This is a genomic window from Streptomyces sp. NPDC026538 (assembly GCF_055567535.1).
The window spans coordinates 42,377-56,167 of record NZ_JBVHQG010000003.1; the positions used below are offsets into that span (position 1 = coordinate 42,377).

Consider the following 13,791-nt stretch of genomic DNA (forward strand, 5'->3'; position numbering starts at 1 on the left):
TGGACCGCGTATGTCTACGCATCCCGCCCCCGCCCTCGGCGCTCTCGCCCCCCGCCTGACCGAGCTTTCGCTGCGCGACGCGCACCGGCTCGGGCGCAGGCTGGAAGGTGCACGCAAGATCCGTAAGCCGGAGGCCCGGGCCGCCGTCCTCGCGGAGATCGAGGCCGAGGTGGCCAGGGCCGAGGAACGGATGGCCGGCCGACGCGCCGTCGTGCCCGCCGTGTCGTACCCCGAGCAGCTGCCCGTCAGTCAGAAGAAGGACGAGATCGCGGAGGCGATACGCGATCACCAGGTCGTGATCGTCGCCGGTGAGACCGGGTCCGGGAAGACCACACAGATCCCGAAGATCTGTCTGGAACTCGGGCGCGGTGTCCGGGGAATGATCGGTCACACCCAGCCCCGCCGGATCGCCGCCCGCACCGTCGCCGAGCGGGTCGCCGAGGAGCTGCGCACGCCCCTCGGGGAGGCCGTCGGCTGGAAGGTCCGCTTCACCGACCAGGTGAACCCGGACGCCACCTTCGTCAAGCTGATGACGGACGGCATCCTGCTCGCCGAGATCCAGACCGACCGCGAGCTGCGCGCCTACGACACGATCATCATCGACGAGGCCCACGAGCGGTCCCTCAACATCGACTTCCTGCTCGGCTACCTGGCCCAGCTGCTGCCCAAGCGGCCGGACCTGAAGGTGGTCATCACCTCCGCGACCATCGACCCCGAGCGGTTCTCCCGGCACTTCGGGGACGCCCCGATCGTCGAGGTCAGCGGCCGGACGTACCCCGTGGAGGTGCGTTACCGGCCCCTCCTCGAAGAGGACGCCGAGGACGCCGACCGCGACCAGATCACGGCGATCTGCGACGCGGTCGAGGAGCTCCAGGCCGAGGGCAAGGGCGACATCCTCGTCTTCCTCTCCGGAGAACGGGAGATCCGGGACACCGCGGACGCGCTGGAGAAGAAGAACTACCGGTTCACCGAGGTACTGCCGCTGTACGCCCGGCTCTCGCACGCCGAGCAGCACCGCGTCTTCCAGCCGCACACCGGTCGCAGGATCGTTCTGGCGACCAACGTCGCCGAGACCTCGCTGACCGTCCCGGGCATCAAGTACGTCATCGACCCCGGCTTCGCCCGGATCAGCCGCTACAGCCACCGCACCAAGGTGCAGCGGCTGCCCATCGAGGCGATCTCCCAGGCCAGCGCCAACCAGCGCAAGGGCCGCTGCGGCCGTACCAGCGACGGTGTCTGCATCCGGCTCTACGGAGAGGACGACTTCCTCGCCCGCCCGGAGTTCACCGACGCCGAGATCCTGCGGACCAACCTCGCCTCCGTCATCCTGCAGATGACCGCGGCCGGCCTCGGCGACATCGAGAAGTTCCCCTTCATCGACCCGCCGGACCACCGCAACATCCGCGACGGTGTGCAGCTGCTCCAGGAGCTGGGCGCGATCGACCCGGCCGAGAAGGACACCCGCAAGCGGCTCACCGACACCGGCCGCAAGCTCGCCCAGCTGCCCGTCGACCCGCGCCTGGCGCGCATGGTCCTGGAGGCCGACAAGAACGGCTGTGTCCGTGAGGTCATGGTCATCGCCGCCGCGCTCTCCATCCAGGACCCGCGCGAACGCCCCGCCGACAAGCAGACCCAGGCCGACCAGCAGCACGCCCGGTTCCGCGACGAGACCAGCGACTTCCTCGCCTTCCTCAACCTGTGGAAGTACGTCCGCGAACAGCAGCGCGAACGCGGCTCGTCGTCCTTCCGGCGGATGTGCAAGCAGGAGTTCCTGAACTTCCTGCGCATCCGGGAGTGGCAGGACATCTACACCCAGCTGCGCACGGTCGCCAAGCAGATGGGCATCCACCTCAACGAGGAGGACGCCCCCGGCGACCGCGTCCATGTCTCGCTGCTCGCGGGCCTGCTGTCGCACATCGGCATGAAGGACGTGAAGGACGGCGCGAAGAACGAGTATCTCGGCGCCCGCAGCGCCAAGTTCGCGATCTTCCCCGGCTCGGCCCTGTTCAAGAAGACGCCCCGGTTCGTGATGTCCGCCGAACTCGTCGAGACCTCGCGCCTCTGGGCCCGGGTCAACGCGAAGATCGAGCCGGAGTGGGTGGAACCCCTCGCCGAGCACCTCCTGAAGCGGACGTACAGCGAACCGCACTGGGAGAAGGACCAGGCGGCCGTGCTGGCGTTCGAGAAGGTCACGCTGTACGGCGTGCCGATCGTCGCCCAGCGGAAGGTCAACTACGGCCGCATCGACCCGGAGACCAGCCGCGAGCTTTTCATTCGCAACGCACTGGTCGAGGGCGACTGGCGCACCCACCACAAGTTCTTCGCCGACAACCGAAGACTCCTCAGCGAGGTCGAGGAGCTGGAGCACCGGGCCCGGCGCCGGGACATCGTCGTGGACGACGACACGCTCTTCGACTTCTACGAGCAGCGGGTGCCCGAACACGTCGTCTCCGGCGCCCATTTCGACTCCTGGTGGAAGCGGAAGCGGCAGGAGCAGCCGGAGTTCCTCGACTTCGAGCGCGAGATGCTCATCCGGGAGTCGGCGGAGGCGGTCACCAAGGCCGACTACCCGGACTCCTGGCAGCAGGGGCAGCTCAGGTTCCGCGTGACGTACCAGTTCGAGCCGGGCGCGGACGCCGACGGCGTGACCCTGCACATCCCGCTCCAGGTCCTCAACCAGGTCAGGGACGAGGGCTTCGACTGGCAGATCCCGGGCCTCAGGGAAGAAGTCGTCACGGAGCTGATCCGGTCCCTGCCCAAGCCGATCCGCCGCAACTACGTGCCGGCACCGAACTTCGCCAAGCGCTTCCTGGACACCGCGGTCCCTTTGCAGGAACCGCTGACCACGACCATGGCCCGCGAGCTGAAGCGGATGGTCGGGGTGCCCTTCGAGGCCGAGGACTTCGACTGGGCGAAGGTCCCGGACCACCTGAAGATCACCTTCCGGATCGTCGACGAACGGCGCCGGAAGCTGGCCGAGGACAAGGACCTGGAGGCGCTGAAGATCCGGCTGAAGCCGAAGGCCCGCCAGGCCATCTCGCAGGCCGCCGCGGCCACCGCGGAGCGCGAGGGCGGCGAGTCGCTGGAGCGCAAGGGCCTCACGGACTGGTCGATCGGCGCCCTCACGCGCGTCTTCGAGACCCGTCGGGCCGGCCAGCCGGTGAAGGCGTACCCGGCGCTCGTCGATGACGGCGACACGGTCTCGGTCCGCCTTTTCGACACCGAGGAGGAGCAGGCCGAGGCGATGTGGAAGGGCACCCGCAGGCTGATCCTCCGCAACATCCCGGTCAATCCCGCGAAGTTCGCCTCGGAGAAGCTCACCAACGCCCAGAAGCTGGCACTGTCCGCCAACCCGCACGGCACGATCCAGGCCCTGTTCGACGACTGCGCGATGGCGGCGGCGGACAAGCTGATCGGCGACTTCGGGGGCCCGGTGTGGGACGAGGAGTCGTACCGGAAGCTGTACGACAAGGTGCGCGCCGAGATCGTCGACACGACGGTCCGCACGGTCGGTCAGGTACAGCAGGTACTGGCCGCCTGGCAGGCCTGTGAGCGCCGTCTGAAGGCCGTGGCGAGCCCCGCGCTGCTGGCAAACCTGACGGACGTCCGCAAGCAGCTGGACGCCCTGGTGAAGCCGGGCTTCGTGACGTGGGCCGGTATACGACGGCTCCCCGACCTCATGCGCTACCTGGTGGCCGCCGACCGGCGCCTCCAGCAGATGCCGACCAACGTCCAGCGGGACACCACCCGGATGGAGAAGGTCCACGAGATGCAGGACGAGTACGCCTGGCTCCTGGAGCAGCTCCCCCAGGGGCGGCCGGTGCCGCAGCAGGTGCTGGACATCCGCTGGATGCTGGAGGAGCTGCGGGTCAGCTACTTCGCGCACGCGCTGGGCACGGCGTATCCGATCTCCGACAAGCGGATCGTGAAGGCGATCGACTCGGCAGCACCGTAACCGACCGGGCACACTGCGTGAGTTCGACCAGGACCCTCACCCTCCTGTACAGTCCTTCTCGCAGCACAGCGAAGACAAAGTGCCGCAAAACCTGGTCCTGTGGAGCAGTTTGGAGTGCTCGCCACCCTGTCAAGGTGGAGGCCGCGGGTTCAAATCCCGTCAGGACCGCATCACTCGAGAGGCCCGCATCCCCACAAGGGAGCGGGCCTCTCGCACGTCACCCCGACGAGACCGAGACAGACCGAGCCCGCGCCCGCGGCGCAGCCGCGATCGGATGCCGCAAATCCCGTCAGGACCGCATCACCCGAGAGGCCCGCATCCCCACAAGGGACGCGGGCCTCTTCCGTGTTCCCCGGCGGTGCCGCCGGCCCCTCCAGGCGTTGGCCGGGTGCGGAGGGTGCGCTCTTGACGGGGTCACATTCGATCGGTACCCAGAAGACAGGGCTCGCTTCCCCTCGGACCCCCTTCTGGAGGTGGCGCATGGCGGCTTCGGTGCGGCATGAGACGCGAGCCCTGTTGCGGGCCCACCTGGCGGCCGCCTCGTCGTACCGGCACCTGACCCGCCACTGCCCGGTCTGCCATCAGCTGCTGCGGCTGGCCATGGACTCCGCCCCGTGCGCCGCGGAGGCCCCCGAGGACGCCGCGGAGGACGAAGGTCCCGTCGGCGCCTGAGCGGTGCCGGCCCCAACGGCCGTTCCCCTGTGGGACGGTGGAGCCTTCGGCTCCATTAGCGCACCCGGGGCAGTACAAACAACACGTGCGGTATGTGACGGGAGTCACCGCATAAGTTCCTGAAACAGCGGTACTTACACCCCGCCTACAACAAGTCAATTTAATATGTGCAATTGCACCACCCTGAGACACCTCCCGCGGCACGCCCGCGGGCTCCCCCCGGGCCCCCTCCCGCCACCTCTCCGGCCGCGTTCACAGCAGATCCGACAGGCCTCCCCAGACTCCGACAAGGCTGCTCACAGAGTCGCCGGTCATGGTCGATCCGGCCCCATGGGCGCACAAAAAAGATCGCGCTGGACCCGGCGGAGTCCAGCGCGATCTACGACGCACCCTGTGTCGCTGCCTGAGAAGTTCTGTCGGCTTGGGCGTGGGCCCTGTTGGGGCAGGTCCCGCGTCGCTCGGAGCTAGGGTTGCGAGCACCTCGGCCAGTAGGGGGACCGGTCGGTTTGCCCGCTATTCAGTTGGTCAGGCCTCGCTGCGCTGCTGCGGGATACCCGCGAGCAGCGCGCGGACCTCAGCCTCGCGGTAGCGTCGGTGTCCGCCCAGTGTGCGGATCGACGTGAGCTTGCCGGCCTTCGCCCACCGCGTGACCGTCTTGGGGTCGACGCGGAACATCGTGGCGACCTCAGCCGGGGTCAGCAGCGGCTCGGCATCAGGGGTGCGAGCGGTCATGAGCGGCCTCCTCGGGAGAACCGAACCTTCTCGGTTCTTTCCTCTAAATTCTGCACCTTGACCCGCGTTGCCCGAAATGGCGGACGCGAGTCGAGTCGGTTATAGGACGAACGGCTTGTCCTCGGCACTACAACTACACCATCCGTCCAGCCGCGTCGGCCAAACCGATGGAATTGCCCTCCCAGGTAGTCATCAGCCGCGGAAGCCGATGGACCATGCCATAGCGGACAGTCACGCCACTGTGACGATCAGTCACATGGCGATCAGGAGTCGACAGACCCCCCAAAGCGAGTGCAATGCTGAGATTCCGCCCACAGTGCACCACAAGTGGACGGAAGGAGCCCTCCCCGGACTCCTTGTCCTATTTTGGCACGAGGAGTGGCAAGAGGCGCAAGAGCCGTGTAAGTGCGGTCCGTCACCCTTGACGCAAAAGCCCGGATCGGGACCAACGTCCCGTGCGTTCACTGAAGTGCCGTCAACGTACGTTGTTTCATGGCATCTGGGCCGTGACGTACATCACTCGGCACTCATACGTCACCGAGGTGTCATCCGACTGTCACACCATCAGGTGACCCGACACTCAGTACGGAGCAGTCGGCGTCGGTACTCAGTTCGCGGACCGGCGGTCCCGCACCGCCCGCCAGCGCTCCACCAGCCGCCCGTACGCCTCCCCGGCCGCGACCCCGTCGCCCTGCCGCAGCGCCTCGATGCCGGCCGCCACGTCGGCCGCCGAATGGTCGTCCTCCAGATCACCGGCCGGCAGGGCGTGCACCAGGCCGCCGTAGTCCAGCTCGACCAGTGAGCGGGGATGGAACTCCTCCAGCCAGCGTCCGACGTCCACCAGGCCGTCGATCAGCGGCCCTTCGTCGATGGTGTCCTTGAGCGTGCGCAGCGCCCGGGCCACCCGCCGCCGGGCCTGCACCATCGGCGTGCGGTAGCGCAGCATCGGCGGGATCTCACCGGTGCCCTTGTCGTACCGGCGCTCCTCGTCGGAGACCAGCACGAACCAGTTCAACGGCACCTGCCAGGTCGCCGTCCGGATCCAGGGCCGGGAGTCGGGGTTGCGGGCCAGCCACCGCTCGTAGTCCATCGTGGCCTGCCGGCGGACGACCGGGGGCAGCATCGCGTCCAGGACCGTGTTCGGCAGTTCCTCGGGCAGCTCCTGCAGGGCCTGCCAGCCGCGCAGCCTGGTCCGCCACGGGCACACGCACACGACACCGTCGACCTCCAGGACGAACGCGTCGGCGCTCTCCTGCACCGGCACCGGGATCGGCGGGGTGGGCAGCAAGTCGGCCAGTGCGCGCCGGAGTTCGTCCTGATAGGAGGGCCGGTCGGAGCGGCGGGCGTAGCGCGTCCAGTGGCCGCGCTCGGGCTCCGGGAAGGCGGCCAGCGGCTCGTACACACGCAGGTACGTCGCGTAGGGGACGACCACCGAGGACACCTTGGGCACGCCTGCTCCCTCCCCATCGGACCGGGCTCGAAACCAGCGGGACCCACTACGGAGCAGCCGCGAAACCACACCAAATCGTCCCACGCTCATACGTGCACACGCGGCGCGGGAGAGTGATCCTGAACACGGAGCGGATGGTGGCCGGGCAATAGCTCTACGCTCATGCCAGGCTCCCGCCACCCGTACGGGAGCCCCCGCTTCCACTCGCCGCGACACAACCGGGAGTCACCACAGTGACCGACGTTTCCACCGGCGTCCTGCACACCCTGTTCCACTCGGACCAGGGCGGTCACGAGCAAGTCGTGCTCTGCCAGGACCGCAAGAGCGGCCTCAAGGCCGTCATCGCCATCCACTCCACCGCGCTGGGCCCCGCCCTCGGCGGCACCCGCTTCTACCCGTACGCCAACGAGGAGGAGGCCGTCGCCGACGCCCTCAACCTCGCGCGCGGGATGTCGTACAAGAACGCCATGGCCGGTCTGGACCACGGCGGCGGCAAGGCCGTGATCATCGGGGACCCCGACCGCGACAAGACCGAGGAGCTGCTGCTCGCCTACGGGCGGTTCGTGGCCTCGCTCGGCGGCCGCTACGTCACCGCCTGCGACGTCGGTACGTATGTCGCCGACATGGACGTCGTGGCGCGCGAGTGCCGGTGGACCACCGGGCGCTCCCCGCAGAACGGCGGCGCCGGCGACTCCTCCGTGCTCACCGCGTACGGCGTCTACCAGGGCATGCGGGCCAGCGCCCAGCACCTGTGGGGCGACCCGTCGCTGCGCGGCCGCACCGTCGGCATCGCGGGCGTCGGCAAGGTCGGCCACCACCTGGTGGAGCACCTGCTGGAGGAAGGCGCCCGGGTGGTGATCACCGACGTGCGCCGGGAGGCCGTCGGCCGGATCTCCGACCGGCACGCCCAGGTCCAGGTCGCCGCCGACACCGAAGCCCTGATCCGCGTCGAGGGCCTCGACATCTACGCGCCCTGCGCGCTCGGCGGCGCCCTCAACGACGAGTCGGTGCCGGCGCTGACCGCCAAGGTGGTGTGCGGCGCGGCCAACAACCAGCTCGCCCACCCCGGCGTCGAGAAGGACCTCGCCGACCGCGGGATCCTCTACGCGCCGGACTACGTGGTGAACGCCGGCGGGGTCATCCAGGTCGCCGACGAGCTGCACGGGTTCGACTTCGACCGGTGCAAGGCCAAGGCGGCGAAGATCTTCGACACCACGCTGGCCATATTCGCTCGTGCGAAGGATGACGGGATTCCGCCTGCCGCGGCGGCCGACCGGATCGCCGAACAGCGGATGCACGAAGCCGCAACGGCGGATGCACGCTGACCGAACGCCGGGTTTCCGCACGGATTTCCGGTACCCGCCGACGGGCAGTTGGAGAGAACTCTCACGTTCGTCGGCGGGTCGCTCGCCAGGAAGTGGTTAAAATCGTCGTTGACCAGCGGGGACGGGGCGCCTCGCGGGTCGTGCAGCCAGGCGCGTGGTGCGGGCGACGTACCGTATGGGCGCGGGCTCAGGTACCGTGGAAGCCCTACGGACCGGTCTCTCCGAGGAGAGTCCGTTCCGGATCATGAACGCGTGTCAGACTCTGGGGCCGTCGAGCCCCGTCACCGAGGGGGTCGAGCCATGGGGCGCGGCCGGGCCAAGGCCAAGCAGACGAAGGTCGCCCGCCAGCTGAAGTACAACAGCGGTGGGACTGACCTGTCACGTCTGGCCAGCGAGCTGGGCGCTTCGACTTCGAGCCAGCCGCCGAATGGCGAGCCGTTCGAGGACGACGACGAGGATGACGACCCGTACGCCCAGTACGCGGATCTCTACAACGACGATGACGACGAGGACGAGGACGACCAGTCCGGGCCCCAGTCTCAACATCGTCGCGGTGCGTAATGCCCGCGGCTGCTTAGCCGTTCACATACCCGGTCCGGGGTTCTGACGCCGGACCGGGTTTTGTGCTGGTCTCACAGGGCTCGGCCCCGGACCTCGCTCCTCAGCCGCCGGAGCGGCTAGTTCGGCGCGTAGTCGCCGACCAGCTCCGCGCCCGTGGAGTGCTCGCCGCGCTCGGTGATCTCGCCGGCCACCCATGCGTCGACCCCGCGGTCGGCCAGTGTGGCCAGCGCCACGTCCACCGATTCCTGCGGGACCATCGCGATCATGCCGACGCCCATGTTGAGCGTCTTCTCCAGTTCGAGCCGCTCGACGTTGCCGGTCCGGCCGACCAGGTCGAAGATCGCACCCGGCGTCCAGGTGGCCCGGTCGACGGTCGCGTGCAGGTGGTCCGGGATGACCCGGGCCAGGTTCGCGGCGAGTCCACCGCCGGTCACATGGCTGAAGGCGTGCACCTCGGCGGTGCGGATCAGGGCCAGGCAGTCCAGCGAGTAGATCTTGGTCGGCTCCAGTAGCTCCTCGCCGAGCGTGCGGCCGAGCTCCTCGACGTGCGCGTCGAGCGCGAGCCCCGCCTGGTTCAGCAGAACATGCCGGACCAGGGAGTACCCGTTGGAGTGAAGCCCGGAGGACGCCATGGCGATCACCGCGTCACCCGTACGGATACGATCCGCGCCGAGCAGCCGGTCGGCCTCCACCACGCCCGTACCGGCGCCGGCCACGTCGAAGTCGTCCGCGCCGAGGAGGCCCGGGTGCTCCGCGGTCTCGCCGCCCACCAGAGAGCAGCCGGCCAGCACACAGCCCTCGGCGATGCCCTTGACGATCGCGGCGACCCGCTCGGGGTGGACCTTGCCGACGCAGATGTAGTCGGTCATGAAGAGCGGCTCCGCGCCGCACACCACGATGTCGTCCATGACCATGGCGACCAGGTCGTGGCCGATGGTGTCGTACACGCCCAGCTGCCGGGCGATGTCGACCTTGGTGCCCACGCCGTCCGTGGCGGAGGCGAGCAGCGGGCGCTCGTAGTGCTTGAGGGCGGAGGCGTCGAAGAGGCCGGCGAAGCCGCCGATGCCGCCGAGGACCTCGGGGCGCCGGGTCTTCTTCACCCACTCCTTCATCAACTCGACGGCGCGGTCGCCTGCTTCGATGTCGACGCCGGCAGCCGCGTAGGAAGCACCGGGAACTGCAGTCTCAGACATTGCCTGGGATCTTTCGGGTTGGTTGCTACGGGACTTACGGGCGACGGATCGCGTCGGCCGCGGCCGTGGCTGCCGGACCGGCGGCCAGTTCGGTCTCCAGGAGCTGCTTGCCCAGCAGCTCGGGGTCCGGGAGCTCCATCGGGTACTCGCCGTCGAAGCAGGCACGGCAGAGGTTCGGCTTGGCGATGGTGGTCGCCTCGATCATGCCGTCGATGGAGATGTAGGCCAGGGAGTCGGCGCCGAGCGAGGTGCCGATCTCGTCGATGGTCATGCCGTTGGCGATGAGCTCGGCGCGGGTGGCGAAGTCGATGCCGAAGAAGCAGGGCCACTTCACGGGCGGCGAGGAGATCCGGATGTGGACCTCGGCCGCGCCCGCCTCGCGCAGCATGCGCACCAGGGCCCGCTGGGTGTTGCCGCGCACGATCGAGTCGTCGACGACGACCAGCCGCTTGCCCCTGATGACTTCCTTCAGCGGGTTCAGCTTGAGGCGGATGCCGAGCTGCCGGATGGTCTGCGAGGGCTGGATGAAGGTCCGGCCGACATAGGCGTTCTTGACCAGACCGTTGCCGAACGGGATACCCGAGGCCTCCGCGTAGCCGACGGCGGCGGGAGTGCCGGACTCCGGGGTCGCTATCACCAGATCGGCGTCGACCGGGGCTTCCTTGGCCAGCTTCCGGCCCATCTCCACCCGGGAGAGGTAGACGTTCCGCCCGGCGATGTCGGTGTCGGGGCGGGCCAGGTACACATATTCGAAGACACAGCCCTTGGGCTTCGCATCCGCGAATCGTGAGGTACGCAGACCGTTCTCGTCGATGGCGACGAACTCGCCCGGCTCGATCTCGCGCACGAAGCTGGCACCGCAGATGTCGAGGGCGGCGGACTCCGAGGCGATCACCCAGCCGCGCTCCAGGCGGCCGAGGACCAGCGGGCGGATGCCCTGCGGGTCGCGGGCGGCGTAGAGAGTGTGCTCGTCCATGAAGACGAGGGAGAAGGCGCCCCGGACCTTCGGCAGGACCGCGTGCGCGGCCTCCTCGATGGTCAGCGGCTTGCCGTCGGCGTCGACCTGGGCCGCGAGGAGCGCGGTGAGCAGGTCGGTGTCGTTGGTGGCGGCGACCCGGGTGGACCGGCCGTGGGTGTCCTTGGGGAGGTCGGCGACCATCTCGGCGAGCTGCGCCGTGTTGACGAGGTTGCCGTTGTGGCCGAGCGCGATCGAGCCGTGCGCGGTGGCGCGGAACGTCGGCTGGGCGTTCTCCCACACGGAGGCACCGGTGGTCGAGTAGCGGGCGTGACCGACCGCGATATGCCCCTGGAGCGAACCGAGGGAGGTCTCGTCGAAGACCTGGGAGACCAGCCCCATGTCCTTGAAGACGAGGATCTGGGAGCCGTTGCTGACCGCGATACCCGCGGATTCCTGGCCCCGATGCTGGAGGGCGTAGAGCCCGAAGTACGTGAGCTTGGCGACCTCTTCGCCCGGAGCCCAGACACCGAAGACGCCGCAAGCGTCCTGGGGGCCCTTCTCACCGGGGAGCAGATCGTGATTGAGGAGACCGTCACCACGTGGCACAGCACCGAGTGTAGGCGAGATCGACCACTGGTCCGAATTGGGGATACCCGGCCGTAATAGATCTACGACCGGGGACGCGGTTGTCAGTTTCTCCATTTCCGCTGGTCAACGCGGTAGGAGGAATCTCCAGCCGGGGCACGTTCGTGGGCCACTGTGCCCGCGCAACCCCCTCACACCGTATCTCTGAGTGAGGTGTCGCACATCATTCGGGGCACCGGAGGTCACTTCCTGGACAGCTCGACCCGGTCGCCGCCGACGGTGGTGAGGGTGAGTTTCCTGCCGTCGGCCCGGGTGGTGAGCGGTCCCGCGGTGAGGGTGCGGGCGAGGGCGCGCTCGAAGGTCATGCGGGTGTTGTCGCAGGCCATGCGGGTGGTGCGGGCGTTGCTCAGCCGGATCCGGTCGTCCGTGACCTTCGCCGTGGCGCTGAACTGGTTGCACCCGTAGCTGCCGGCGGCCCTGCCGTCGTCGATCTTCACGTGGGCGGATGCCGGGGCGCGCCGGGTGGTGCCGTCCACGGTGACGCTGTCGACGGTCCACTCGATCCCGGTCACCGGTGGCCGGGAGCCCACGGAGACACCGGCTTTCTCCCCGCCGCAGGCCACCGCGAGCGGGACGAGCAGGGCGGCGGCCGTCATGGTCAGGGTCCTGTGCTGCGGGCGCTGCTTGTACCCGTACATGCCGGTTCGACGGCACACCCCGGATGATCGGTTCCCTCAGCTCATGAGGGGCAGCAGGGCCCCGATGTCCGCTCGCTCGCCGCTGGCGCTGACCTTGGCGTCCGCCAGCGCCTGCGGCCACCCCAGCCGTCCGGTGGCCAGCCGGATCCAGGTGAGCGGATCGGTCTCGACGACGTTCGGCGGGGTGCCCCGGGTGTGCCGGGGACCTTCGACGCACTGCACCACGGCGTACGGCGGCACGCGCACCTCGGTGGAGCCGCCGGGCGCCTTGACCGCGAGCGCGTCGGCGAGCAGCCGGGTACAGGCGGCCAGGGCCTGCCGGTCGAACGGCACCTCCGGTCCCGCGACGGCCGCGTTGAGGTCGTCGGTGTGGACGACCAGTTCGACGGTGCGGGTGACCAGGTAGTCGTCCAGGGACATCGCGCCGGCGCTGGTGGCGAGCAGCCGGGTGCCGGGGTGGGCGGCGAGCAGGGCACGGAGGCTGTCGTCGGCCTCGGCGAGGTAGGCGTCGAGGTCGGGGTGGCCGTCGGCGAGCCGCCGGGTGAAGTCGGAGATCGCCGAGGAGTTGACGGCGGTCCGGAAGGGCCAGTCGAGAGGAGCCGCGTCCGCCGTGGCCGGCTCGGGCTCGGCCAGAGCCCGGTGGACGGCGGTGACCGCCATCCCGATATGGGCGACGAGGTCCCGTACGGTCCACTCGCCGAGTCGGGTGGGGAGCGCGAGCTGCTCGGGGGTGAGCGTACGGACGGCGTCCCGCACGTGTGCGAACTGGGCGAGGACCGCCGCACGGGTTCTGGCCGGGTCGTACGTCCTGGTGCGCTTCTTGGCGGGAGGCATGGCGGTGAGCGTATTCCCTCGGTTCCTGGGAGTGCTCCACGAACCCGGCGCGGTCCGGGCCCTCCGCACCGGTTCCCGCGTCACGCAAGCGGACACCCCTTCACGTCGGGCGCCCGCGCCGTCCTCCCCCGCGCCCTGGCCGAGACGAGGAGGGCCGAACAGCCGCCGCATCACACCGGAGCATCTGCTGCTCGCGCCGCACGACTGCGAGCGGCCGGATCCCGCGGCGGAACTCCCGACCGAGCTCGGCATCGACCGCACCGCTGTCCGCGCACGCGTCCGGCGGACGGATCGCCGAGGCGTCAGACCCCGGTGGCGGGGGCGAGGTCGGAGGCCGGGGTGATCACCCAGTGGTTGCTGTGGATGACCCGGTCCGCGAAGTCGACGTCGACCTCACCGAGGAGCCGGAAGCCGAGGGATCGGCAGATGCCGTTCGAGGGGCCGTTGGCCGTCGCCGGGAAGGCATGGATGTCTCCCCAGCGGCCCTCGTCCCGGGCCTGTCGGAGGAGGGTGCGGGTGGCGAGCTTGCCGAGGCCGCGGCCCTGGAACTCGGGGAGGACCATCCAGCCGATCTCCGAGATCGGCTCCCCGCCCTCCTCGTGCGCCCAGAGGCACACATGGCCCGCGACGACCTCGGGGACACCCGGATCGGGGACGATCATCTTGATCCAGGAGGTGCCGGCCGCCGCCGCCTCGGCGTCCCGGCGCACCTTGTCCCTCATGCCGTCGCCGGGCAACGGCCCGCCGAGGTCTTTCATCATCACGGGATCACAACGCATGCGGACATAGGCATCCACGTCGTCCGGGGTGACATCACGCAAGTACATG

At 69.2% G+C, this 13,791-nt stretch carries 11 protein-coding genes and 1 tRNA gene; 5 read left to right on the forward strand and 7 right to left on the reverse strand.

Annotated elements, in window-relative coordinates:
• Nucleotides 1–10 precede the first annotated feature (10 nt).
• From hrpA to ACZ4N4_RS13285, 3 genes are all read left to right on the forward strand, one after another.
• Nucleotides 11–3,955 carry an ATP-dependent RNA helicase HrpA gene (gene hrpA / locus ACZ4N4_RS13275; RefSeq protein ID WP_467587798.1) on the forward strand — a complete coding sequence of 1,315 codons (3,945 nt, stop codon included), beginning with the start codon at nt 11–13 and terminating at the stop codon, nt 3,953–3,955.
• Between the two features lie 93 nt (nt 3,956–4,048).
• Nucleotides 4,049–4,123 (forward strand) — tRNA-Asp (locus ACZ4N4_RS13280).
• 312 nt (nt 4,124–4,435) lie between these two features.
• Nucleotides 4,436–4,627 carry a DUF6274 family protein gene (locus ACZ4N4_RS13285; protein WP_453568181.1) on the forward strand — a complete coding sequence of 64 codons (192 nt, stop codon included), beginning with the start codon at nt 4,436–4,438 and terminating at the stop codon, nt 4,625–4,627.
• A 525-nt stretch (nt 4,628–5,152) separates the two neighbouring features.
• On the opposite strand, the gene bldC is transcribed toward ACZ4N4_RS13285, so the two are convergent.
• A complete protein-coding gene (bldC, locus tag ACZ4N4_RS13290; RefSeq protein ID WP_003949541.1) occupies nt 5,153–5,359 on the reverse strand; it encodes a developmental transcriptional regulator BldC in 207 nt (68 codons plus the stop codon).
• Between the two features lie 607 nt (nt 5,360–5,966).
• Nucleotides 5,967–6,809, reverse strand: coding sequence for a DUF8083 family protein (locus ACZ4N4_RS13295; RefSeq protein WP_467587802.1), 843 nt, complete (start codon nt 6,807–6,809; stop codon nt 5,967–5,969).
• Between the two features lie 233 nt (nt 6,810–7,042).
• Here ACZ4N4_RS13295 and ACZ4N4_RS13300 point away from each other — a divergent pair, with 233 nt between their 5' ends.
• Together ACZ4N4_RS13300 and ACZ4N4_RS13305 are read left to right on the forward strand one after the other, a co-directional pair.
• Nucleotides 7,043–8,134, forward strand: a complete 1,092-nt coding sequence (locus tag ACZ4N4_RS13300) for a Leu/Phe/Val dehydrogenase (RefSeq protein ID WP_453568185.1) — start codon at nt 7,043–7,045, stop codon at nt 8,132–8,134.
• Between the two features lie 300 nt (nt 8,135–8,434).
• Nucleotides 8,435–8,695: a DUF3073 domain-containing protein gene (locus ACZ4N4_RS13305; protein ID WP_351937593.1), complete on the forward strand. Its 261-nt coding sequence runs from the start codon at nt 8,435–8,437 to the stop codon at nt 8,693–8,695.
• Between the two features lie 116 nt (nt 8,696–8,811).
• Here ACZ4N4_RS13305 and purM read toward each other — a convergent pair whose 3' ends face one another.
• The 5 genes from purM to ACZ4N4_RS13330 form a co-directional block, all read right to left on the reverse strand.
• Nucleotides 8,812–9,888, reverse strand: a complete 1,077-nt coding sequence (gene purM / locus ACZ4N4_RS13310) for a phosphoribosylformylglycinamidine cyclo-ligase (protein ID WP_453568187.1) — start codon at nt 9,886–9,888, stop codon at nt 8,812–8,814.
• Nucleotides 9,889–9,922: 34 nt separating this feature from the next.
• The gene (purF, locus tag ACZ4N4_RS13315) at nt 9,923–11,452 is read right to left on the reverse strand and encodes an amidophosphoribosyltransferase (RefSeq protein ID WP_360481173.1); all 1,530 of its coding nucleotides are present in this window, start codon (nt 11,450–11,452) and stop codon (nt 9,923–9,925) included.
• A 221-nt stretch (nt 11,453–11,673) separates the two neighbouring features.
• Nucleotides 11,674–12,087, reverse strand: a complete 414-nt coding sequence (locus tag ACZ4N4_RS13320; RefSeq protein ID WP_453568189.1) for an META domain-containing protein — start codon at nt 12,085–12,087, stop codon at nt 11,674–11,676.
• Between the two features lie 78 nt (nt 12,088–12,165).
• On the reverse strand, nt 12,166–12,963 hold the full coding sequence (locus ACZ4N4_RS13325; RefSeq protein WP_467587808.1) for a maleylpyruvate isomerase family mycothiol-dependent enzyme: 798 nt from the start codon (nt 12,961–12,963) through the stop codon (nt 12,166–12,168).
• A gap of 302 nt (nt 12,964–13,265) precedes the next feature.
• Nucleotides 13,266–13,790: a GNAT family N-acetyltransferase gene (locus tag ACZ4N4_RS13330; protein ID WP_467587811.1), complete on the reverse strand. Its 525-nt coding sequence runs from the start codon at nt 13,788–13,790 to the stop codon at nt 13,266–13,268.
• Nucleotide 13,791: the final 1 nt, after the last annotated feature.

Coding starts and splice junctions, on each gene's coding strand:
- hrpA (WP_467587798.1), top strand. CDS start 11: ATGTCTACGCATCCCGCCCCCGCCCTCGGCGCTCTCGCCCCCCGCCTG.
- ACZ4N4_RS13285 (WP_453568181.1), top strand. CDS start 4,436: ATGGCGGCTTCGGTGCGGCATGAGACGCGAGCCCTGTTGCGGGCCCAC.
- bldC (WP_003949541.1), bottom strand. CDS start 5,359: ATGACCGCTCGCACCCCTGATGCCGAGCCGCTGCTGACCCCGGCTGAG.
- ACZ4N4_RS13305 (WP_351937593.1), top strand. CDS start 8,435: ATGGGGCGCGGCCGGGCCAAGGCCAAGCAGACGAAGGTCGCCCGCCAG.
- purM (WP_453568187.1), bottom strand. CDS start 9,888: ATGTCTGAGACTGCAGTTCCCGGTGCTTCCTACGCGGCTGCCGGCGTC.
- ACZ4N4_RS13320 (WP_453568189.1), bottom strand. CDS start 12,087: ATGACGGCCGCCGCCCTGCTCGTCCCGCTCGCGGTGGCCTGCGGCGGG.
- ACZ4N4_RS13325 (WP_467587808.1), bottom strand. CDS start 12,963: ATGCCTCCCGCCAAGAAGCGCACCAGGACGTACGACCCGGCCAGAACC.
- ACZ4N4_RS13330 (WP_467587811.1), bottom strand. CDS start 13,790: ATGTACTTGCGTGATGTCACCCCGGACGACGTGGATGCCTATGTCCGC.